The organism is Nocardioides alkalitolerans (assembly GCA_038184435.1).
In the GTDB taxonomy this organism is placed as follows: Bacteria; Actinomycetota; Actinomycetes; order Propionibacteriales; family Nocardioidaceae; genus Nocardioides; species Nocardioides alkalitolerans_A.
Window position 1 is genome coordinate 3,113,563 of record CP116227.1, and the last position, 22,220, is coordinate 3,135,782.

Annotated in this window: 20 protein-coding genes and 1 tRNA gene; 12 read left to right on the forward strand and 9 right to left on the reverse strand. The window is 73.8% G+C overall.

Annotation, left to right across the window (positions count from 1 at the left end):
• The gene (gene dcd / locus PIR53_14855; GenBank protein ID WZH51290.1) at positions 1-576 is read right to left on the reverse strand and encodes a dCTP deaminase; all 576 of its coding nucleotides are present in this window, start codon (positions 574-576) and stop codon (positions 1-3) included.
• 67 nt (positions 577-643) lie between these two features.
• On the opposite strand from dcd, the gene PIR53_14860 reads away from it, so the two are divergent.
• From PIR53_14860 to PIR53_14870, 3 genes are all read left to right on the forward strand, one after another.
• The gene (locus tag PIR53_14860) at positions 644-1,453 is read left to right on the forward strand and encodes an SGNH/GDSL hydrolase family protein (GenBank protein WZH51291.1); all 810 of its coding nucleotides are present in this window, start codon (positions 644-646) and stop codon (positions 1,451-1,453) included.
• Positions 1,454-1,487: 34 nt separating this feature from the next.
• Positions 1,488-1,563: transfer RNA gene (locus PIR53_14865), tRNA-Gly, on the forward strand.
• A complete protein-coding gene (locus PIR53_14870; GenBank protein WZH51292.1) occupies positions 1,563-2,237 on the forward strand; it encodes a DUF2461 domain-containing protein in 675 nt (224 codons plus the stop codon). Before PIR53_14865 ends, PIR53_14870 begins: the two co-directional genes overlap by 1 nt.
• 4 nt (positions 2,238-2,241) lie before the next feature.
• Here PIR53_14870 and PIR53_14875 read toward each other — a convergent pair whose 3' ends face one another.
• On the reverse strand, positions 2,242-2,703 hold the full coding sequence (locus tag PIR53_14875) for an Rrf2 family transcriptional regulator (GenBank protein WZH51293.1): 462 nt from the start codon (positions 2,701-2,703) through the stop codon (positions 2,242-2,244).
• Between the two features lie 42 nt (positions 2,704-2,745).
• Entirely contained in the window at positions 2,746-3,654 is a 909-nt protein-coding gene (locus tag PIR53_14880; protein WZH51294.1) for a sulfite exporter TauE/SafE family protein, read from the reverse strand.
• 229 nt (positions 3,655-3,883) lie between these two features.
• Here PIR53_14880 and PIR53_14885 point away from each other — a divergent pair, with 229 nt between their 5' ends.
• Positions 3,884-5,752 carry an acyl-CoA dehydrogenase gene (locus PIR53_14885; GenBank protein WZH51295.1) on the forward strand — a complete coding sequence of 623 codons (1,869 nt, stop codon included), beginning with the start codon at positions 3,884-3,886 and terminating at the stop codon, positions 5,750-5,752.
• Positions 5,753-5,827: 75 nt separating this feature from the next.
• Here PIR53_14885 and PIR53_14890 read toward each other — a convergent pair whose 3' ends face one another.
• The 4 genes from PIR53_14890 to PIR53_14905 form a co-directional block, all read right to left on the reverse strand.
• A complete protein-coding gene (locus PIR53_14890; GenBank protein WZH51296.1) occupies positions 5,828-6,478 on the reverse strand; it encodes a response regulator transcription factor in 651 nt (216 codons plus the stop codon).
• Positions 6,475-7,710, reverse strand: coding sequence for a histidine kinase (locus PIR53_14895; GenBank protein ID WZH51297.1), 1,236 nt, complete (start codon positions 7,708-7,710; stop codon positions 6,475-6,477). Before PIR53_14895 ends, PIR53_14890 begins: the two co-directional genes overlap by 4 nt.
• A gap of 54 nt (positions 7,711-7,764) precedes the next feature.
• Positions 7,765-9,744 carry a serine hydrolase gene (locus PIR53_14900; protein ID WZH51298.1) on the reverse strand — a complete coding sequence of 660 codons (1,980 nt, stop codon included), beginning with the start codon at positions 9,742-9,744 and terminating at the stop codon, positions 7,765-7,767.
• A 97-nt stretch (positions 9,745-9,841) separates the two neighbouring features.
• Positions 9,842-10,705: an ArgP/LysG family DNA-binding transcriptional regulator gene (locus PIR53_14905; GenBank protein WZH51299.1), complete on the reverse strand. Its 864-nt coding sequence runs from the start codon at positions 10,703-10,705 to the stop codon at positions 9,842-9,844.
• 70 nt (positions 10,706-10,775) lie between these two features.
• Here PIR53_14905 and PIR53_14910 point away from each other — a divergent pair, with 70 nt between their 5' ends.
• From PIR53_14910 to mnhG, 7 genes are all read left to right on the forward strand, one after another.
• Positions 10,776-11,399: a LysE/ArgO family amino acid transporter gene (locus PIR53_14910; GenBank protein ID WZH51300.1), complete on the forward strand. Its 624-nt coding sequence runs from the start codon at positions 10,776-10,778 to the stop codon at positions 11,397-11,399.
• Between the two features lie 104 nt (positions 11,400-11,503).
• Positions 11,504-14,413 carry a Na+/H+ antiporter subunit A gene (locus tag PIR53_14915; protein WZH51301.1) on the forward strand — a complete coding sequence of 970 codons (2,910 nt, stop codon included), beginning with the start codon at positions 11,504-11,506 and terminating at the stop codon, positions 14,411-14,413.
• Positions 14,413-14,847: a Na(+)/H(+) antiporter subunit C gene (locus tag PIR53_14920; GenBank protein ID WZH51302.1), complete on the forward strand. Its 435-nt coding sequence runs from the start codon at positions 14,413-14,415 to the stop codon at positions 14,845-14,847. The genes PIR53_14915 and PIR53_14920 overlap by 1 nt, the downstream gene beginning before the upstream one ends.
• Positions 14,844-16,538, forward strand: coding sequence for a Na+/H+ antiporter subunit D (locus PIR53_14925; GenBank protein ID WZH51303.1), 1,695 nt, complete (start codon positions 14,844-14,846; stop codon positions 16,536-16,538). Before PIR53_14920 ends, PIR53_14925 begins: the two co-directional genes overlap by 4 nt.
• The gene (locus tag PIR53_14930) at positions 16,535-17,104 is read left to right on the forward strand and encodes a Na+/H+ antiporter subunit E (GenBank protein WZH51304.1); all 570 of its coding nucleotides are present in this window, start codon (positions 16,535-16,537) and stop codon (positions 17,102-17,104) included. Before PIR53_14925 ends, PIR53_14930 begins: the two co-directional genes overlap by 4 nt.
• Entirely contained in the window at positions 17,101-17,469 is a 369-nt protein-coding gene (locus PIR53_14935; GenBank protein WZH51305.1) for a monovalent cation/H+ antiporter complex subunit F, read from the forward strand. Before PIR53_14930 ends, PIR53_14935 begins: the two co-directional genes overlap by 4 nt.
• Positions 17,466-17,834, forward strand: a complete 369-nt coding sequence (mnhG, locus tag PIR53_14940; protein WZH51306.1) for a monovalent cation/H(+) antiporter subunit G — start codon at positions 17,466-17,468, stop codon at positions 17,832-17,834. Before PIR53_14935 ends, mnhG begins: the two co-directional genes overlap by 4 nt.
• A gap of 89 nt (positions 17,835-17,923) precedes the next feature.
• On the opposite strand, the gene PIR53_14945 is transcribed toward mnhG, so the two are convergent.
• Complete coding sequence (locus PIR53_14945; GenBank protein WZH51307.1) at positions 17,924-19,345, reverse strand: DEAD/DEAH box helicase; 1,422 nt, start codon at positions 19,343-19,345, stop codon at positions 17,924-17,926.
• 306 nt (positions 19,346-19,651) lie between these two features.
• Between PIR53_14945 and PIR53_14950 the strand changes: the two genes are divergently transcribed.
• Entirely contained in the window at positions 19,652-20,326 is a 675-nt protein-coding gene (locus PIR53_14950) for a hypothetical protein (protein ID WZH51308.1), read from the forward strand.
• Between the two features lie 21 nt (positions 20,327-20,347).
• Here the strand turns inward: PIR53_14950 and PIR53_14955 are convergent, their stop codons facing one another.
• Positions 20,348-22,183: a redoxin domain-containing protein gene (locus tag PIR53_14955; GenBank protein WZH51309.1), complete on the reverse strand. Its 1,836-nt coding sequence runs from the start codon at positions 22,181-22,183 to the stop codon at positions 20,348-20,350.
• Positions 22,184-22,220 lie beyond the last annotated feature (37 nt).

The following is a 22,220-nucleotide window of genomic DNA, read 5'->3' on the forward strand; positions in this document are numbered from 1 at the left end:
CTAGATCGTCGTGCGGTGGAAGTTCAGGTAGGACCGGGACGGGGTCGGTCCCCGCTGGCCCTGGTAGCGCGAGCCGTAGCGCTCCGAGCCGTAGGGGTGCTCGGCCGCGGAACTCAGCCGGAAGAAGCAGAGCTGCCCGATCTTCATCCCCGGCCACAGCTTGATCGGCAGGTTCGCGACGTTGGCGAGCTCCAGCGTCACGTGCCCGGAGAACCCGGGGTCGATGAACCCGGCCGTGGAGTGGGTCAGCAGCCCGAGGCGCCCGAGCGACGACTTGCCCTCGAGACGGGCCGCGATGTCGTCCGGCAGGCCGACGACCTCATAGGTCGACCCCAGCACGAACTCCCCGGGGTGCAGGATGAACGGCTCGTCGCGTCCCGTCTCGACCTCGCGCGTGAGGTCCGCCTGGTCCTCGGCGGGGTCGATGTGGGCGTGCAGGTGGTTGTCGAAGACCCGGAAGAACTTGTCGAGCCGCACGTCGACCGACGACGGCTGCACCATCTCGGGCGCGTAGGGCTCGAGGGAGACCCGGCCGGTGTCGATCTCGGCCTTGATGTCGCGGTCGGAGAGAAGCACGGGGGTCAACCTAGCGGCCCGGGGCCCGGATGTGCGTCGTGCCCGCAACCGGTTGCACACTGAACGTATGTCTGCCACGCCGCCGTACCGCCGCTACGTCGCCCTCGGGGACTCCTTCACCGAGGGCGTGGGTGACCACGACCCCGACCGCCCCAACGGCGTCCGCGGCTGGGCGGACCGGGTCGCCGAGGTGCTCGCGGCCCGCGCCGCAGCCGCCGGCGAGGACTTCGGCTACGCCAACCTCGCGATCCGCGGCCGCAAGCTCGTGCCCGTCCTCGAGGAGCAGGTCGACCCCGCCATCGCGCTCGACCCCGACCTCGTGACCCTGTACGCCGGGGCCAACGACATCGTGCGCCCCAAGGTCGACCTCGACGCCCTCGCCGTGGCGTACGACGAGGGCGTGGAGCGCCTCGCCGCCACCGGCGCGCGGATCGTGCTGTTCACGGCGTTCGACCCGGGCCAGGGCGGGCTGTACGCGCCGATCCGGGGCCGCTTCGCGCTCTACAACGAGCACGTCCGCGAGATCGCCGACCGGCACGGGGCCGTGGTGGCCGACTCCTGGCGCATCGCGCACCGGCTGCCCGGCGGCCTCGTCGCCTCCGACGCGCGCCTGTGGGACGTCGACCGGATGCACCTCGGGCCCGCCGGGCACCAGTTCGTCGCCATGATGGTCCTCGACGCCCTCGGGCTCGCCGACCACGGCCTGGAGCCCGTCCCGCTGGCGGAGGCCCTCGCCGTACCGCGGCTGCAGCGTGCGCGCGCCGACCTCGACTGGGCGCGCACGCACCTGGCGCCGTGGGTGCAGCGACGCCTCACCGGCCGCTCGTCGGGCGACACGATCACCCCGCGTCGTCCGGGTCTCGCGCCGATCGAGTAGCATCGGGCCCGGCCGTGCCACCCGCGGCGGCCGTGCGGACGTAGCTCAGTTGGTAGAGCGCGACCTTCCCAAGGTCGATGTCGCGAGTTCGAGTCTCGTCGTCCGCTCCATGTCTGCCACGACTCGCCCCTTCGAGGGCTTCGGCGAGGCCGCGCTCGACTTCTACGACGACCTCGAGCTCGACAACACCCGCTCCTTCTGGCTGGCCCACAAGGAGCAGTACGACGCGGCCGTCCGCGCCCCGATGCTGGCCCTCACCGCCGCGCTCGAGGCCGAGTTCGGCGCGGCGAAGGTGTTCCGGCCCTACCGGGACGTGCGCTTCCGCACCGACAAGACGCCCTACAAGACCCACCAAGGCGCGTTCGTGGCCGTCGGCCCCTCCTGCGGCTTCTACGTGCAGGTCTCGGCCGCCGGCGTGCGCACGGGCGGGGGCTTCTACCGCGCGGAGGCGGACGCGCTCGCGCGCTTCCGGGCGTACGTCGCGGACGACGCCACCGGCCCGACGCTCGTCGACGACGTGGCCGCGGTCGAGCGCCGCGGCTGGACGGTCGGCGGCGACACGCTGAGGACGGCCCCCCGCGGGTTCGCGAAGGACCACCCCCGCATCGCGCTGCTGCGCCACCGCTCGCTCACCTTCGGGCGCGACCACGGCTTCGCGCCCGAGGTCATCGGCGTACCGGGGTTCGCGGAGCGCGTGCGCGCCGACTGGCGGGAGCTGCGGCCCGTGGTGGAGACGCTCGCCGAGGTGCTGACCGACCCGTTCGGCGACCAGCCCGAGGTCTAGCCGCTCAGCGCGTCTGCCAGGCGTCCTCGTCGGCGGTCCGCCGCGTGACCACCTCGGGCATGTCGCCCGACGACAGGTGCGCGATGGTGACGTTCTCGAAGACGTCGCGGAGCGACGAGCGCGCTGCGATCCAGACGTGCTGGAGCACCGCGGCCGCGTCGTTGTAGGTCACCGACTCGGGGCGCAGGCCGTAGACGGAGACGAGCGGGCCGTCGACCGCGCGGATGACGTCCGCCACCGAGATCTCGTCAGCGGGACGCTGGAGCCGCCACCCGCCGTACTGCCCGCGCTGCGACACGACGATGCCCGCGCGCCGCAGGTCGGCGAGGATCGCCTGCAGGAAGCCGTGGGGGATCTCCTGGAGCCGACCCAGCTCCTCCGCGCTCACCGGGCGCCCGTCCTCGCGCTCGACGGCCATCTCGAGGAGGGCTCGCAGGGCGTAGTCGGACTTCGCGGAGACGCGCATGCCGCGATTCTGTCAGAAGCGCGCCGCCGGCACGCGTCGCGCTCAGGCGGGCTGCAGGTCCGCGGCCGACTCCGCCGCCGCGGCCTCGGCGCGGCGGGTGGCCACCTCGTCGCGGACGGCCCAGACGATCCCCGCGATCCAGAGCGCCCCCACGACCGCGGCCAGCGCGCCCACCTGGGCGCCGACGAGCCCGAGGGTGCCGCCGATGGTCGTGGAGTTGGTGAGCACGATGAGGCCGCCCGCCGCTACGCCGAGGACCCGCGCGGGCAGGATCTTGACGAGGTACGCCGCGATCGGCGCCGCGACGACGCCGCCGGCGAGGAGTGCGAGGGCGTAGCCCCAGTCGATGCCTGCGGCTCCCAGCCCCACGAGGAAGCCGAGGGAGCCGCCGACGGCGACCACGAACTCCGACGTGTCGATGGAGCCGACGACCTTGCGCGGCTCGAGACGGCCCGAGGAGAGGAGCGTGGTCGTGCCCACCGGGCCCCAGCCGCCTCCGCCGATCGCGTCGAGGGCGCCGCCGAAGAGGCCCATCGGCGCGAGGAAGCGCGCGCTCGGACGACCCCGGAACTGGGGACGCTGCCCGCGGAGCACGAGGAAGCGGTAGACGACGTAGAGCCCGAGCACGAGCAGGATGCCGGCGACCCACGGCTTCGCGGTGTCCGCCGGCAGGCTGACGAGGAAGGTCGCGCCGACGAAGGCCCCGACGAAACCGGGCCCGGCCAGGATGGCGACGGTGCGCCAGTCCACGTTGCCGAGCTTGTGGTGGGAGATGCCCGAGACCAGCGACGTACCGATCTCGGAGAAGTGCACGGCGGCCGAGGCGGCGGCCGGGGCGACACCCGCGGCGAGGAGGAGGGTCGACGAGGTCACGCCGTACGCCATCCCGAGGGAACCGTCGACGAGCTGGGCGAGGAACCCCACCACGCCCAGCACGATCAGCTGCTTCATCCCGCTCCTCCATCTCGACCCGGCCACCCAAGTCGACAAGAAAACCTAGGTTAGGCGTCTCGATCGTGCCGGGGGCATCCACTTCGTGGAACCGCCCCCGCCTGCACGTGATCCGCGGAACGAATCGGCGCGACGACTTGAATCCACGACGGGTCTGGCGGATCATTCAAGTTACTTGCCAGTAGCGATCGCCGCTGGCGCCCAACCGACCGCACGAAGGTGGAGTTCCGTGAGCCACTACAAGACCAACCTGCGTGACATCGAGTTCAACCTCTTCGAGGTGCTCGGGCGCGACGAGATCCTGGGCACCGGCCCGTTCGCGGAGCTCGACGGCGAGACCGCGCGCGAGATCCTGCGCGAGGTCGAGCGCCTCAGCCGCGAGGACCTCGCCGCGTCCTACGAGGACGCCGACCGCAACCCCCCGGTCTTCGACCCCGAGACCCACACCGCCCCGATCCCGGAGTCGTTCAAGAAGAGCTACGACGCCTGGATGGACTCCGAGTGGTGGCGCCTCCAGATCGTCGAGGACCTCGGCGGCCAGCAGGCGCCGTCCAGCATCGTCTGGGCGCTCGGCGAGTTCGTGCTCGGCGCGAACGCCCCGGTGTGGATGTACGCCGCGGGCCCGGCCTTCGCCGGCGTGGTGCACCGCAACGGCACCGAGCGCGACAAGCGCATCGCGCAGCTGATGGTGGAGAAGAAGTGGGGCGCCACCATGGTTCTGACCGAGCCCGACGCGGGCTCCGACGTCGGCGCCGGCCGCTCCAAGGCCACGCCCAACGAGGACGGCTCGTGGAACATCACGGGCGTCAAGCGCTTCATCACGTCGGCCGAGTCCGACCTGCAGGACAACATCATCCACCTCGTGCTCGCCCGCCCGGCCGGCGTCGAGGGCGTCGGCGGCCCCGGCACGAAGGGCCTCAGCCTCTTCGTCGTGCCGAAGTACCACTTCGACCACGAGACCGGCGAGCTCACCGGCGAGCGCAACGGCGTCTACGTGACGAACGTCGAGCACAAGATGGGCATCAAGGTCTCCAACACCTGCGAGGTCACCTTCGGCGACCCGCAGGTCGGCGGCGGCGAGCCGGCGAAGGGCTGGCTGCTCGGCGAGGTGCACGACGGCATCGCGCAGATGTTCCAGGTCATCGAGAACGCCCGCATGATGGTCGGCACCAAGGCCATCGCCACGCTCTCGACCGGCTACCTGAACGCGCTGGACTACGCGAAGAGCCGCGTGCAGGGCGCCGACCTCACCAACTCGGCGAAGACCGCTCCCCGCGTCACCATCACCCACCACCCGGACGTGCGCCGCTCGCTGATGACGCAGAAGGCGTCGGCGGAGGCCATGCGCTCGCTCGTGCTCTACACGGCGTCGTGGCAGGACAAGGTGCAGATCGCGGAGGCCGCCGGCGAGCGCGACGAGCTGGCCGAGGCGGTCAACGACCTGCTCCTGCCGATCGTGAAGGGCTACGGCTCGGAGCGCTCCTGGGTGCTGCTGGGCACGGAGTCGCTGCAGACCTTCGGCGGCTCGGGCTTCCTGCAGGAGTACCCGATCGAGCAGTACGTGCGCGACGCCAAGATCGACACGCTCTACGAGGGCACCACGGCGATCCAGGGCCAGGACTTCTTCTTCCGCAAGATCGTCAAGGACCAGGGCCGCGCCCTCGGCCACCTGGCGAACGAGATCAAGGGTTTCATCGAGTCCGAGGCCGGCAACGGCCGCCTCAAGAACGAGCGCGAGCTGCTCGCCACCGCCCTCGACGACGCCAACGCCCTGGTCGGCCTCATGATCAACGACCTCATGTCGGCGGACGCGTCCTCGGGCGGCGACATCCGCAACGTCTACAAGGTCGCGCTCAACACCAGCCGCCTGCTCATGGCGCTCGGCGACGTGGTCTGCGGCTGGCTGCTGCTCCGCGGTGCCGAGGTCGCGATCGCGAAGCTGGACGGCGACCCGGGCAAGGACAAGGCGTTCTACGAGGGCAAGGTCGCCGCCGCGCAGTTCTTCGCGCAGCAGAACCTCCCCCGCATCTCCGCCGAGCGGAAGATCGCCGAGTCGACCGACCTCGCGATCATGGACCTCGACGAGGCCGCGTTCTGATCCGCGCCTGACGTTCCACGGCAACGGCCCCCGGGATCCCCGGGGGCCGTCGTCGTTCCCGGGTACGGCGCGCGTTCAGCCCCCGAGGCCGTGGCGGTGCGCCCACACGACGGTCTGCACGCGGTCGCGCGTGCCGATCTTCGTCATCGCCCGCCCGAGGTGGGACTTCACCGTGGTCACCTCGACGACGAGCGCCGCGGCGATCTCCGCGTTGGACATGCCCTGGGCCAGCAGCCGCACCACCTCGGTCTCGCGCTCCGTCAGCGGCTCGGGCAGGTCCGGGGCGGCCGCGCTGCCCCGCCGACGCGCGAACTCCTCGATGACCCGTCGGGTGATGCCCGACTGCAGCAGGCCCTCCCCCGCGGCCAGGCGCCGCACGGCGTCGACGAGCTCCTCGGGCTCGCAGTCCTTGAGCACGAACCCGCTGGCCCCGGCCTCGAGCGCCCCGAACACGTAGTCGTCGACGTCGAAGGTGGTGACGACGAGCACCGCGGGCGCGGCGTCGCCGTGCTCCGCCACGATCGTGCGGGTCGCGGCCAGCCCGTCGCCGCCCGGCATCCGCACGTCCATGCAGACGACGTCGGGACGGGTGCGGCGGACAGCGGCGACCGCCTCCGGCCCCGTGCCGGCCTCGCCGACGACCTCGAGGTCGGGCTGCTCCGCGAGGATCACCCCGAACCCGGCCCGCACCACGGCCTGGTCGTCGACCAGCAGCACCCGGATCACCGCTCCCCCTCCTGATCCACCGGAACCTCCACCGGGACCTCCACCGGGACCTCCACCGGCAGCCCCACCCGCACCCGCCATCCTCCGGCGGGGGTCGGGCCGACGTCGAGCCGGCCGCCGACGAGCTGCACCCGCTCCCGCATCCCGAGCAGCCCGACGCCCTCGCCGGCGCGGCGTCCGGCGAGCGGCGGGGCGGGAGCCGGTCCGTTCTCCACGGTCACGACGACCCGGTCGCCGTCGCGCACGACCTCGACCACCACGGGAGCGCCCGGCGCGTGCTGCCGCGCGTTGGAGAGCGCCTCCTGCACCGCCCGGTAGGCCGTCACGTCCGCGAGCGGGCCGAGCCCCACCGCGTCCTCGGCGTGCCCCGTCCGGTGGACGACCACGTCGTCCCCCAGCGCCCGCGCCTGCTCGACGAGGCCGTCGAGCACACCGAGCCCCGGCACCGGGGCGCCGTCCTCGGCGCCGTCCGGGTCGCGCAGCACGCCGACGAGCATCCGCAGGTCCTCGAGCGTGCGGCGCCCCTGGGCGCGGATCGCGAGCAGCCCCTCCCGGGCGGCGGCCGGGTCGCGCTCGACCAACCGGGACGCGGCCGTCGCCTGCACGACCATCGCGGAGAGGTGGTGGGCGGCGATGTCGTGGAGCTCGCGCGCCATCCCGGCCCGCACCTCGGCGACGGCCGAGCGCACCCGGTCCTCCTGCGCCGCGACCGCCTCTGCGGCGCGGCGGCGCTCGAGCTCGGCGTACCGGCGACGGGTCGCCACGTGCGCCCCCACGAGCGCGGCGGCGACGTAGGTGACCGTCCCGCCCACCACGCCCACGAGGCCGGTGACGACCCCGCCGGTGCCCACCGTGACGGCGAGCGTGCCGACGAGCTCGACGAGCACCGCGGCCAGCACGGCGCGCGCGGCGACCCGCTCGGGGAGCAGGGACCCGACGGCGTACGCCGCGAGCAGCGGCGCCGCGCCCCGGGCCCCGACGTCGTCCGGGCTGGCCGCTACGACGGCCACCTGGAGCGCCGCCACGAGGAGCAGGCAGGCCCGGGGATGGCTGCGTCGGACGAGCAGCGGCAGGCACTGCACCACGCACACCGCTGTGAGCACCGCGGTCGCGCCCGCGCCCGGGACCGTCTCCCCGGAGGCCGCCCCCAGGAGGACCACGGCGGGCAGCGCGACCGCGGTGAGCGCGGCGACGGCCGCGGTGAGCAGGGCGTCGCGGGCGGTGGTCGTCATGGGGCGGTCCTCCTGGGTCGGGTCCGAGGCTAGGGCTGTTGCGATCGGGCGGGCTCAGTAGGTGATGTCGGGCGCGAGGAGCCGCAGCGACACCGCCACCCAGCCCAGGCCGACCAGGGCCAGCGTCACGGCGATCGGGCCGAGCACCCGGAGCAGGCCGCGCCGGCGGCGTACGGCGTCGACGGCCCGCCACGCCGCGGGGACCACCGCGAGCAGGGCGAGGAGCTGGAGCAGCTGCACGCCCCGGATGACACCCGTCGACGGCGGGGCGAAGCCCATCACCCCGGTGACCACCACGACCCAGCCCACGGCCGCGAGCACGGCGCTCGCGACGCCGGCGCCCGTGAGCAGGCGCAGGACGCGCTCGGTGCGGGTGCGGGCCGGCGCCTCCGCGCCGCGGCGTCGGCGGACCCACCGCACGACCGCGGCCACGGCCCCGGTGAGGCCGGCGGCGACGAGCACGAGCAGCGAGGCCCCGAGCACCGGCACGGCGGCCGCGCGGTCGGCGGGGACGGGCAGGAAGGCGAACGCGGAGTCGTAGCCGACCGCCTCGACCTCGCCGTCCACGACGCGGGCCGCGATGGTGCTGCTGCCGCCGACCTCGCGCCACGTCCAGTCGTCGACCGGCTCGAAGAGCACCGGCTCCGCCGCGTTCGGGCCCGGGGAGACGAGCACGCGCCCGTCCTCCTCGGCGGTGATGGTCGTGCTGCCGGTGGCGTACGCCGCGGCGAGGAAGTTGCTGCGGATCGTGCGCGACGGCTCCCAGCTCCCCGCCAGGGCCTCCGCCTGCTCGGCGGCACGGTCCGGGTCGAGGTCGTCGGCGGGCGCCGGCTCGTCACCCGGGTGGTAGCGGTCGGCGAACCCCTCGAGCAGGCCCTGCCGCAGCTCGAGCGTCGACGTCGCCTCACGGCCCGTGCCGTTCATCGCGACGAAGATCCCCGAGCCGTCCTCGGGCCACAGGGCCAGGTCGGTGTGGAAGACGATCGTGTCGCCGCCGTGCTCGACGACCCGGTGGCCGCCCCGGCTGCGGTCGAACCAGCCGAGCGTCATGCGGTTCGCCCGCGCGAGACCGCCGAGCTCGTCCTCGCCGAGGGCGGGCGCGAACATCTCGGCGCGCGTGGCCTCCTCGAGCAGCGGGCCGTCGTCGTCGAGCTGGGCCACCATGTAGCGGGCCATGTCGCTCGCCGAGGCCGTCATCGCCCCGGCCGGCGCCGTGCCGACCGTCTCGAACTCGCTCGCCGGGCCGGTGGGCGCGGCGTACCCCGCCGCGAGGCGGTCCGCGAGGTCTGCCGGCAGCGGCTGGGCGAAGGTCGACGACGTCATGCCGGCGGGGGCGAGCACGTGGTCGGCGACGTAGTCCTCGAACGGCTCGCCGCTCACCTCCTCCACGACGAGGCCGGCGAGGGAGTTGCCGTAGTTGGAGTACGCCGGCGTGGTGCCCGGCTCGTAGACCTGCTCCGGCGGGTCCGTCGTCATCGCCTCCCGCAGGTCGACCGAGGCGTCCGGGCCCGCGATGAGGCCGGCGACCCGCTCCTCGAAGCCGCCGGTGTGGGTGAGGAGGTGACGCAGGGTGACGGGTCGCTCGAGGTCGACGTCGACGTAGGTCGCGACGTCGGTGTCGAGGTCCACCTCGCCGGCCTCGACGAGCTGCATCACGGCCGTCGCGGTGACCGTCTTGGAGATCGAGCCCATGCGGAAGAGCGTGGCGTCGGGGTCGACCGGCACGCGGTCGTCGCGGTCGGCCCAGCCGAAGCCCCGGGCGCTGACCACCTCGCCGTCGTGCACGACCGCGACGGCGGCGCCGGGGATGCCCTCGCGGTCGAGGGCGGCCGGCACGTAGCCGTCGAGCCAGGCGTCGACGTCCGTGGCGGTGAGCGGGTGGGCGTCGGCGGGCTGGTCGACCGGGCGGGGCGCGGGGGCCTGCGCCTCGCTGCCGGCGCTGCCGCCGCACGCGGTCAGGGCGAGGAGGCCGGCGGCGGCGAGGGCCGTCGCCGCCGACCGGATCGGGGTGCGGGATCGGGGTGTCGTGTCCATGCTCCGACCCTCGTCCCGCGACCCCCTCCCGGGCATCGGGCGCGGGTGCTCACCGCGCCTCCTCCTTCCGGAGGAGACGGGGTCGTGCGGACGTCGCTCAGGAGGCCGCCCCGGCCGCCGCCACGACCGCGTCGGTCAGCCGGTCGAGCAGGGCGGAGGCGACGCGCCAGCGCTGCCAGAACAGGGGTACGACGACCGGATCGGCCGGCAGGCGCACGAGCCGCCCGCGCTCCAGCGCGTCACCCAGCTGGCCGTCGAGGAACATGCCCCAGCCGAGCCCGCGGCGCACGGCCTCGGCCATGTCGGCCGTCGTCGGCACCCGGTGCACGACCTCCGGCGGCGTCGCCCCCGCGGCGGCCACGATCTCGTGCTGCAGGTCGTCGAGCTCGTTGAAGCGCACGAGCGGCAGCCGCGACCAGTCGAGCCGCCCGTCCACGGTGGCCCGCTCGAGCACCGCCGGGGCCACGACGGGGTGGTAGCGGAGGCCGCCGATCGCCCGCACCGAGCAGCCCTGCACCGGGGTGGGGTCGGACGTGACCGCGGCGAGCACCCGCCCCTGCCGGAGCAGCCGGAGCGTGTGGGCCTGGTCCTCGACGTACACCTCCAGCGCGACGCGCTCCCACCCCGCCGCGACCCCGAGCACCTCGTGGAACCAGGTGGCGAGCGAGTCGGCGTTGACGGCCACGGCGGCGCGCAGGACGTCGGAGTCCCCGCCCAGCCGGCGGTCGGCCTCGGCGGCGAGGAGCGCGGTCTGGCGCCCGAGCGTCACGAGCACCTCCCCCGTGGGCGTCGCGCGGCACGGCACGCTCCGGGAGACGACGACCTGCCCGACCTGGGTCTCCAGGGCACGGATCCGCTGGCTCACGGCGGACGGCGTCACGTGGAGCGCGCGGGCCGCAGCGTCGAAGGTGCCGGCCTCGACGACGGCGACGAGGGCGGCGAGCTGGGCCGGGGCGTACATGAAGCAATGCTAATGCTCGTGCAGATTCTTTCGCTTCCCTTCAGAAGCCGCGCTGCCTAGCGTCGGCCCCATGGACGCCACCACGACCGCCGTCGCCGCCGCGACCGGGCTCCTCACCGGGCTCGGTCTCATCGTCGCGATCGGCGCGCAGAACGCGTTCGTGCTGCGCCAGGGCCTGCTGCGACGCCACGTCGGCCCGGTGGTGGCGGTGTGCGCGGCCTCCGACGCGGTGCTGATCGTCGCGGGCGTCGCCGGGATCGGCACGCTGGTGGCGCTCGCGCCGGCCGTCGTGGACGTGCTGCGCTGGGGCGGGGTCGCCTTCCTCACGGCCTACGGGCTGCTGGCGCTGCGCCGCGCCGTACGCCCCACGGCTCTCGACCCCGCGACCGCCGCCGGGCGCGGCGTCGGCCGGACGGTCGCGACCGCCGCCGCCCTCACCTGGCTCAACCCGCACGTCTACCTCGACACGGTGCTCATGCTCGGCTCCGTCGCCCAGCAGGAGGGCCCCGGGCTCCGCTGGTGGTTCGCGGGCGGGGCGGTGCTGGCGAGCGTCCTGTGGTTCACGGGACTCGGGTACGGCGCAGGTCGCGCCCACCGGCTGCTCGAGCGCCCCGGCACGTGGCGCGTGCTGGAGGCCCTGGTCGGTGTCGTCATGCTGGCGATCGCCCTGCGCCTGGCGCTGCAGCCCGTCTGAACCGCGCGGGGAGTGACTGGACGCGTCCCCTAGAATCGGGGAGTCCCGACCTCCGTTCCGCCCTTGCTGACGCCTGCCCGCGACCAGCACCGACCACGAAGGCCGTGCATTTGCTCGCAGTCGCCGTCGCCCACTTCATCGCCGCCGCGGCCGCCCCTGCCCTCGTCCGCCTCGTCGGACGCCGCGCGTTCCTCGTGCTGGCGCTCCTCCCGGCGGCGACCACGGTCTGGGCACTGACGCTCTACGACGACGTGAAGGACGGCGGCACCGTCACCTCCGTCGTCGACTGGGTGCCCTCGATCGGGCTCGAGCTGGCCTTCGCGGTGAGCACGCTGCAGTGGGTGATGCTCCTCATCGTCGCCGGCATCGGCGTGCTGGTGATGACCTACTGCGCCTGGTACTTCAAGGACGGCGACCCCGGTCTCGTCATCTTCACGACGAGCTTCACGGCCTTCGTCGGCGCCATGCTCGGCCTCGTCCTGGCCGACGACCTGCTGGTGCTCTTCGTGTTCTGGGAGCTCACGACGATCTTCTCCTTCCTGCTCATCGGCTTCGAGCCGACGAAGCGCGCGAGCCGCCTGGCCGCGATGGAGGCCCTCATCGTCACGACGCTCGGCGGGCTCGTCATGTTCGTCGGCATGCTGCTGCTCGGGCAGGAGGCCGGCACCTTCCGCATCACCGGGATCCTCGCCGACCCGCCGTCGGGCCCGGCGGTGACCGTCGCCGTGCTGCTGATGCTCGTCGGCGCGGTCAGCAAGTCGGCGATCTTCCCCTTCCACTTCTGGCTCCCCGGCGCCATGGCGGCCCCGACGCCGGTCAGCGCCTACCTGCACGCCGCCTCGATGGTGAAGGCCGGCATCTACCTCGTCGCCCTGCTCGCCCCGGCCTTCGCCGGCGTGCCCGGTTGGCACCTGTCGCTGCTCACCCTCGGCACGGTCACCATGCTGATCGGCGGCTGGCGGGCGCTGCGGCAGCGCGACATCAAGCTGCTCCTGGCCTACGGCACGGTCAGCCAGCTCGGCTTCCTCACCGTCGTCTTCGCGATCGGCTCCCGCACTGCCGCCCTCGCCGGCCTGGCGATGCTCCTGGCGCACGCGCTGTTCAAGGCGCCGCTGTTCCTCGTCGTCGGCATCGTCGACAAGCAGACGGGCACGCGTGACCTGCGCGAGCTGTCCGGCGTCGGCCGCGCGATGCCCGCCGTCGCCGCGGCCGGCGTCATCGCCGGCGCCTCCATGGCCGGCCTGCCGCCCCTGCTCGGCTTCGTCGGCAAGGAGTCCGTCTTCGCCGCGCTCCTCGAGCTGGCGCACGGCGAGACGGCGGGCGTGCCCGGCTGGGCGGGCTGGCTCGTCGTCGCCGGCCTCGTCGCCGGATCGGCGCTGACGGTGGGCTACACCGTGCGCTTCCTGTGGGGCGCCTTCGCGAGCAAGCCCGGGGTGGAGCCCACCGTCGTCAAGGCGCCCCACCCGGCCTTCACCGTCTCCCCGGTGCTGCTCGCCGCCCTGTGCCTGGGCGCGGGCTTCGCCGGCGCTCCGCTGACGACCGCGTTCGCGCCGTACGCCGACACCCTGGTGCCGGGCTCCCACGAGGAGTACCTCGCGCTCTGGCACGGCTTCGGCCTCCCGCTCCTGTTCTCCGTCGTCGCGATCGTGGTGGGCATCGGGCTCTTCCTGGTGCGCGAGCCGCTCTGCCGCTTCCAGGCCCGCACGGCGCTGCCGGTCACGGCCGAGGGCGTCTACCGCTTCGGCATGCGGGCCGTCGACCGCTCGGCCGTCGAGGTGACCGGATCGTTCCAGCGCGGCTCGGTCGCGAACTACCTCGCGATCATCCTGCTGGTGGTGCTCGCCCTGCCCGGGTACGCCGCGGTGCGGGCCCTGCTCGACGAGGGGTCGCGGATCGAGCTGGTCGGCTACGACCGCCTGGCCCAGCCCATCATCGGCGCCGTCATCGTCGCCGCGGCGATCGCGACGGTGCGGTCGCGCCGGCGTCTGCGGGCGGTGATCCTGGCGGGCGTCACGGGCTACGGCTGCGGCCTGCTCTTCCTCGTCCAGGGCGCACCCGACATCGCCCTCACCCAGGTGCTCGTCGAGACGGTCACCCTCGTCGTCTTCGTGCTGGTGCTGCGGCGCCTGCCCGAGTACTTCACCAACCGGCCGCTGACGCGCCGCCGCTACTGGCGGGTGGCGCTGGCCGCGCTGTTCGGCACGGCCGCCGCGGTCTTCGTGATGGTGGCCGCCGCGGCGCGCACGGCCACGCCGGTCTCGGAGGCCTTCCCCGCGGCGTCGGTCGACTTCGCCTACGGCAAGAACATCGTCAACACCACGCTCGTCGACATGCGCGCCTGGGACACGATGGGCGAGATCTCGGTGCTCGTGGCCGCGGCGACCGGCGTGGCGAGCCTGATCTTCCTCGACACGCGCATGTCGGGCATCCGCCGGGTCGCCGACATCCCCTACCCCCAGGGCGTGGAGAAGCAGCCCACCAAGCCCGGGCGCCGCGTGTGGCTGCCCGGCCCCCGCACGCTGAGCCCCGACCGCCGCTCGATCATTTTCGAGGTGGTCACCCGCCTCGTGTTCCACATGATCATGGTGTTCGCGATCTACCTGCTCGTCGCGGGCCACAACACGCCGGGCGGCGGGTTCGCGGCCGGCATGGTGACCGGCCTGGCGCTCATGATCCGCTACCTGGCGGGCGGCCGGTACGAGCTCGACGAGGCGGCACCGATCGACGCCGGCATCCTCATCGGCACCGGGCTCTTCATCGCCACCGTCGCGGGCCTCGCGCCGATGGCCTTCGGGGGCACCGTCCTGCAGTCCTACGACGTGTACGTCGACCTGGGCTTCCTGGGCGAGCCCCACCTCGTCTCCTCGGTGGTCTTCGACATCGGGGTCTACCTGGTCGTCGTCGGCCTCATCCTCGACCTGCTCCGCACGTTCGGGTCACGGCTCGACCGGCAGATCCTGCGGGCCGAGCGCGAGGACGACTCCGTCTCCCGTGCGACCGGAGGGGTGCACTGATGCAGGTCAACCTCACGCTCCTCGTGGTCGTCGCCGCCCTCATGGGCGCGGGCGTCTACCTGCTGCTCGAGCGCAGCCTGACGCGCGTGCTCGTCGGGCTGGTGCTCATCAGCAACGGCGTCAACGTCATGTTCCTCGTGGCGAGCGGTCGGGCCGGCACCTCGCCGATCGTCGGCAGCTCCGACCCCGCGGACATGGCGGACCCGCTCCCGCAGGCCCTCGTGCTCACCGCGATCGTCATCACCCTGGGCACGGTCGCGTTCCTGCTCGCCATGGCCCACCGGTCCTGGCAGCTCAACGGCAACGACGACGTCCAGGACGACGTGGAGGACTCCGCCATCCGCAAGCTCGCCATCGACGACGCCAACTCCGACAGCTACGACCTGAGCACGTCGGGTCAGCACGAGGACGACCCCGTGGAGGAGGGCGCATGACCGCGCTCGTGCCGCTGCCCGTCCTCCTCCCCCTCCTGGGGGCCGGGGCGGCGCTCATGCTGTCGAAGCGCCCGCGGGCGCAGCGGGCCATCACCGTCGGCGTGCTCGCCGCCATCGTGGTCATCGCGGCCGTGCTGCTCGTCGCCGCCGACCAGGACGGACCGCAGGTCGTGTGGCTGGGCGAGTGGAAGCCGATCGGCATCGCGCTGGTCGCCGACCGCCTCGCCGCGCTCATGCTGCTCGTGTCGGCGATCGTGACGCTCGCCGTCCTCCTGTACTCCATCGGTCAGGGCATGACCGGCGACGAGTCGGAGACCCCCGTCTCGATCTACCACCCGACCTTCATGGTGCTGGTCGCCGGCGTCTCCAACGCCTTCCTGGCCGGTGACCTGTTCAACCTGTTCGTCAGCTTCGAGATGCTGCTGTTCTCCAGCTACGTGCTGCTGACGCTGGGCGGCACCGCGGCCCGCATCCGGGCGGGCACGATCTACGTCGTCGTCAACGTGCTGTCCTCGATGCTGTTCCTCGTCGCCCTGGCGGCCGTGTACGCCGCGGTGGGCACCCTCAACCTGGCCCAGATCGCGCAGCGGGTGGACGACCTTCCCGACCACGTCGCGCTGACGCTGCAGCTGCTGCTGCTCGTGACGTTCTGCATCAAGGCCGCCGTGTTCCCGCTGTCGCTGTGGCTGCCCGACAGCTACCCGACCGCGCCGGCGCCCGTCACCGCGGTGTTCGCGGGCCTGCTGACGAAGGTCGGCGTCTACGCCATCATCCGGCTGCAGACGCTGATCTTCCCCGGCAGCCCGCTCACCGACCTGCTCCTGTGGGCGGCCCTGCTGACGATGGTGATCGGCATCCTCGGCGCGATCGCGCAGTCGGACATCAAGCGCATGCTGTCCTTCACGCTGGTCAGCCACATCGGCTACATGATCTTCGGCGTCGCGCTCGCCACGAAGACGGGGCTCTCGGGCGCGATCTTCTACGTCGCGCACCACATCACCATCCAGACCGCGCTCTTCCTGGTGCTGGGCCTCATCGAGCGCCGCGCGGGCAGCACGGCGCTGCTCCGGCTGGGCGGGCTCGCCCGCTTCGCCCCGGTGCTGGGCGTGCTGTTCTTCATCCCGGCGATGAACCTCGCCGGGATCCCGCCGCTGTCCGGCTTCCTCGGCAAGGTCGGCCTGCTGCAGGCCGGTCTCGCGGAGGGGTCGTGGCTCGCCCTCGTGCTCGTCGCCGGCGGCACCCTCACCAGCCTGCTCACCCTGTACGCCGTGGCGAAGACCTGGGCGCTCGCCTTCTGGCGCTCGCCGGAGCAGGCCCACGAGATGATGAAGCTGCTCCCCGGCACCGGCGACGCCCACACCGAGGAGGACGCCGCGACCCCCCAGCTCGTGCGCCACCGCGGCCACGTGCACGTCGGCTCCGTCGCCTTCGGCGAGCGCGACCTCGCGGAGGCCAAGCGGGTGGCCGACGCCGACGAGCCCGACCGCGACCTCTACCAGCGCGTCATGGACGGCTCGCTGCCGGACCGCCTGCCCTTCTCGATGGTCGGACCCGCCGCCGGGCTGGTGCTCGTCAGCATCGTCATCACCTTCGTGGCCGGGCCCCTGTTCGGCTTCACCGACCGGGCGGCGGAGGACCTCATGGAGCGCACGCCGTACTTCTCCTCCGTGCTCGGGGAGGACACCCCGTGAGCCCCCAGATGAAGACCACCCGGTCCGGGAAGCAGCGGCCCGCCCGCTACCGCTCCGTGCAGTGGCCGATGGTGCTGGTGCTGACCCTCGTCTGGTGGGTGCTGTGGGGCTCGTACTCGCTGTTCTCGCTGCTCGGCGGCGTGGCGGTCGCGGTCTCGGTGTCCCTCGTGTTCCCGCTGCCGCCGCTGCGGATGCGGGTGCGGGTGCACCCCTGGGCGCTGCTGGTGCTGCTCGCCCGCTTCCTGTGGGACGTGCTGCTCGCTAGCCTCCAGGTCGCGTGGCTGACCCTCTTCCCGCCGAAGCCGCTGACGAGCGCGCTGGTCGAGGTGAAGCTGCGGACCGACTCCGACTTCGTGCTGACCGTCGTCGCCGAGCTCCTGTCGCTGGTGCCCGGCACCGTCGTCGTGGAGGCGCACCGCGCGAGCCACACGCTCTTCCTGCACGCGATCGACGTGACCGACGAGGCGGGCATCGAGCGGGTACGGCGCGACGCGCTCGAGCAGGAGGCCCGGGTCCACCGGGCCTTCAAGGTGAGCGACGAGGACCTCGAGGAGGCCGTCTCATGACCGTCCCGCTGATCATCTGCGGGGTGCTGCTGGGGGTGTCCGCGCTCCTGGTCGTCATCCGGATGACGCTCGGCCCCACCACCCTCGACCGCGCCATCGCCTTCGACGTGCTGATCGCCATCAGCATCTGCGCCATCGCCGTCGAGGCCGCGATCGACCGCAACTCCGAGACCATGCCGCTCCTCCTCGTCGCGACGCTGCTCGGCTTCGTCGGCTCGGTGAGCGTCGCCCGGTTCTCGCCCGGGAGCGACGACGTGGAGGCCGAGGAGTCCGACGATCCCGTCAACCGCGCCCGCGGGGTGGCCAACCGCCGCGAGCGGAGCCTCCGCGAGCACAGCCTGCGCCGCCGGAGGATGAACCGATGACCGTCACCACCGTGCTCGACGTCGCCGCCGGCGTGCTCCTGCTCGCCGGCGCCGTGCTCTCGCTCATCGCCGCGATCGGGCTGCTCCGCTTCCCCGACCTGCTCACCCGCATGCACTCGGCGACGAAGCCGCAGGTGCTCGGCCTGCTGCTCGTGGTCCTCGGCCTCGCCCTCCGGCTCCGCGAACCGTCCGCCATCGCCATCCTCGCGCTGGTCGCGGTGTTCCAGATGGTGACGGCCCCCGTGGCGTCGCACATGGCCGGCCGCGCGTCGTACCGCGCCGGCCAGGTGCGCAAGGACCTCCTCGTCGCCGACGAGCTCAGCGACGCGCTCCCCCGGCTGGAGGAGAACCGCGGGGCGCCGTGAGGGCGCTGATCCCACCCCGCCGTACGACGCACCACGGCCCGGCACCCACGAGGGTGCCGGGCCGTGCTCGTGCTGGTCGCGCGTCGGGATCAGCGGCCGGTGCGCTCCGGGCGCTGCTCGCGGCTCCAGCGGGTGTCGCTGCGACCACCGCGGCTGTCGCTCCGCGGGGAGCGGGAGTCGCTGCTGCGGCCGCGCTCGCCGTAGGACCGGGTGTCGCTCCGGCCGCGGTAGCCGCCCGTGCGCGGGGCACCGCCACGCGGGCCACCGTTGCGCTGTCCGCCGCCCTGGCGCGCCGGCGGCGCGGTCGTGCCCGACGCGACGAGCGCCTCGGCGGTCATGGGTCGGGGGGCGGTGCGGATGTCGTGGTGGCGCACGTCGACGGACGCGCCGCGCTGGAGCCGCACGAGGGCGTCGAGGAACTTCGGCGTCGTGATGGTGACGACGGCGCCGTCCGTGCCGGCGCGGGCGGTGCGGCCCGAGCGGTGCAGGTAGGCCTTCGGGTCGGAGGCCGCGTCGAAGTGCACGACCAGCTTGACGCCGTCGACGTGGATGCCGCGCGCGGCGACGTCGGTGGCGACGACGACCTGCGCCGCGCCCGACGAGAAGCGGGCGAGGTTGCGCTCGCGGGCGCGCTGCGACAGGTCGCCGTGGAGGTCGACCGCGGTGACGCCGTGCTGCTCGAGCGCGGAGGCGAGCTCGATGGCGCCCTCGCGGGTGCGGGTGAAGACGATGGTGCGGCCGTTGGCCTCGACGAGCTGCACCGCGGCGTCGACCTTCTCGCGGAAGCCGCCCACGACGAGCGTGTGGTGGGTCATCGTCGTGACCGCGCCGGCGTTCGGGTCGAGCTCGTGGACCTTCGGGGCCGTGAGGTGGCGGCGCACCAGCTTGTCGACGTCACCGTCGAGCGTGGCGCTCAGCAGCATGCGCTGGCTGCCGGCGGGCGTGCGGCCGACGAGCTCGTCGACGGCCGGGTAGAACCCCAGGTCGCAGAGGTGGTCGGCCTCGTCGAGCACCGTCACCGCGATGTCGTCGAAGGAGCAGTGGCCGCGCTCGACCAGGTCGCCGAGGCGGCCCGGCGTCGCGACGACGATGTCGGCCCGCTGGCGCAGCTGGCGGGTCTGGCGCTCGTAGGGCACCCCGCCGTACACCGTCGTCAGCTTGAGGCCGACGCCCGCCGCGAGGGGCTGCAGCGACCGCGCCACCTGCGTGGCGAGCTCGCGCGTCGGGACGATGATGACGGCGCGCGGGTGGTTCGGGCGGCTGCGGGCGCCGGCGAGGCGCTCGAGCACGGGGATGCCGTACGCGAGGGTCTTGCCCGACCCCGTCTGCGCGCGGCCGAGCACGTCGGCGCCGGCGAGCGCGTCGGGGATGACGGCGGCCTGCACCGGCGTCGGGGTCGTGATGCCCTGCGTGGCGAGCGCGGCGACGATGTCGCGGCGCAGCGCGTCGAAGACGGTGGCCTCGGGGGTGGTCTCCGGGCTGGTCTCGGGCGTGGGGGTGTTCTCGGACATGCGGGTTCTCATTCCTCGCGCACACGCGCGATGACAGGCATGCGTCTGCGCCCGGAACCACGGGTGCGGGTCCGGGGGCCTGACGAGACGCGATCTCGATGGACCCGATCGCTGGTCTCTGCGCCGCGGGAAGCCGCACGCACCACACCGGGCACAAGGAAGAGTGACCCCGACCGACGCTGTCGGTCCGGGGAGCCACTGGCCGTCGACCAGGGTACGGCGCCGCGCGACCCCACCCGCAATCCCGGCGCCTGTCGGTTGGGTCACCCGCAGCGCGCCCCGAGGGGAGGTGGCACCCTTGGCCGGGTGAGCGAGGACCTCGACCCCCGACCGACCCTCATGCGCCGCCGCTGGTGGGTGACCTTCACGGTCCTGCTCGCGGGCCTGGTCGTGGTCGTGTGGTGGGTGCGTCAACCCGACGGCGAGCCCGTCGAGGAGCAGGCCGGCGGCGACGGATCCTCCGCCGAGGCCGCGACGGGCGGCGACGCCGACGGCTCCCTCGTCACGCCGGACTCCTTCGACGCGATCGGCGGCGGTGCGTGGACGCGCGACGTGTCGCCGGAGGCCGAGGACCGGCTGGAGGAGGCGTTCGGGGTGTTCGACGACCGCCCCGCCGGGGCCGAGGGCACGCCCGCGGGCGCCGTCTACGCCATCGGCGAGAGCACCGACCTGGCGGCCCAGCTGGTCGTCGCCATCTTCGTCAGCGACGAAATCGCCGCCGTGGACGCCCCCGAGCTCGCCGCCCAGACCGTCTCCTTCAACCTGGGCCAGGAGGTCACCTCGTCCGAGGTCGACGGTGGCGGCGGTGTGGCCTGCGGCTACGTGCCGGTCGTGCTCGAGGACGAGAGCCGGGCGGAGCAGTGGTTCTGCGCCGCGGCGTACGGCGACGCGGTCGCCAACCTCCTCCTCCCCCTCACCGTCGAGGGCGAGGAGGACGCGACGGCGCAGGCCACCGCGTTCCTCAACGCCGCCCGCGCCTGACCCCCGCGCGACCCCCGCGCGTCAGGCCTCGCCCCCGAGCGGGAGGCGCAGCTCGTCCGGCGCGCCGTCGGCGATCCGGACGGGGACGCCCCAGTCCTGCTGGTGGAGGTGGCACGCCGCCCCCACAGGCACCTCGCCGTCGGTGTCCGCGTCGCACGACGCGGCCCGGGCCGCCACGTGCAGCACGCCCTCCCCGACCGCCGGGTCGAGCTCGAGCTCCCGGGTCAACGGGACCGCGCGGCCGTCGCCGCCGCGGAGGAGCGCCGGCGGCGTCGCCGTCACCAGCAGCTGCGTGGCCGGCCCGAACCGCTCGTCGACCTTCTGGCCGGGCGGCGGCACGAACGGCACCACCAGCCGGAGCCGCGCCGCGACCTCGGTGACGGGCCGCTGCGTGCGGTGGGCGAAGCCCTCGGTGGTCACGGCGGCACCCAGGGCCACCGCGCTCAACCGGTGCGCCGTCGACTCGACGACGACGAGTGCGTCACCGGCGACGTACGCCGCGCTCGGCTCCGCGAGCCCGGTCGCCAGCGTCGTCAGCTCGCCGGTGGGCCCGACTGCGGGGTCGAAGCGGCGCACGGCCCCGTTGTAGGTGTCGCAGACCGCGACCGAGCCGTCGGGGAGCGCGGTGACGCCCAGCGGGTGCTGCAGGAGCGCGGCAGGGCCGTCCGGACCGCCGGCACCGCCGGGCCCGTCGCGGAACCCGAAGTCGAAGAGCCCGGTGCCGACGGCGGTGCGGACGACCAGCCCGTCCTGCTCGTCGTGCTCGATCCACCGGAGCGACGAGGTCTCGGAGTCGGCCAGCCACAGCCGCGCGCCGTCGCGGGAGACCGCCAGCCCGGAGGTCTGGGCGAACCACGCCTCCGCGAGCGGCCCGTCGAGCAGGCCCTCGTTGGTCGTGCCCGCGGCGACCTCGACGTCGCCCGTGCGCGGGTCGAGCGTCCACAGCTGGTGGATGCCGGCCATGGCCACCCACACCCGGTCGCGCCACCAGACGACGTCCCACGGCGAGGAGAGCCGCTCCGTGCCGTCGCCCTGCATCCACTGCGTGCCGTCGCCGGCGAGCGTGGTGACCACGCCGTCGGCGAGGCGCAGCCCGGCGAGGCGGTGGCCGACGGTGTCGGCGACCACCGCGTCGTACCCCGCCGCGGTCGCCACCTCCGCCGGCAGCAGGCAGACGCCGTTGGGCTCGCGGAAGCCGCCGAAGCGGCGCTGCACGGGCCCCTCGGGGGCGGCCAGCTCGACGACCTCGTCGTGACCCGCGTCCGCGACCAGCACCCGGCCGTCGGGCAGCGGCACCGCCGACGCCGGGAACCGCAGGTCGCCGGGGGTGACGGGCGGCGCCACGTAGGGCGAGTCGCCCGGCTGCAGCGTGCCCCGCGCGCGGTGCTCGGCCACCAGGCGGTCGAGCAGACGGTCGATGGCGTGGGCGTGGCCCTCCCCCGCGTAGTGCGCCACCACGTAGCCCTCCGGGTCGACGAGCACCAGCGTCGGCCAGGCACGCGCCGTGTAGGCCTGCCACGTCTCCAGCTCGGGGTCGTCGAGCACCGGGTGGTGCACCCCGTAGCGCTCCACGGCCGCCACCAGCGCGTCGGGATCGGCCTCGTGCACGAACTTGGGGCTGTGCACGCCGACGACCGTGAGGTGCTCCGCGTGGCGCTCCTCCACGGGCCGCAGCTCGTCGAGGACGTGGAGGCAGTTGACGCAGCAGAAGGTCCAGAAGTCGAGCAGCACGAACCGGCCGCGCAGCTCGGCCGCGCTGAGCGCCCGGCCCCCCGTGTTGAGCCAGCCGCGCCCCCGCAGCTCGGGGGCACGGACGCGGGGCACGAGGCCGTGGTCGGTGCCGTGGTCGGTCGTCATGGGGACGACGGTAGAGGGCGGCACCGACACCCGGGGA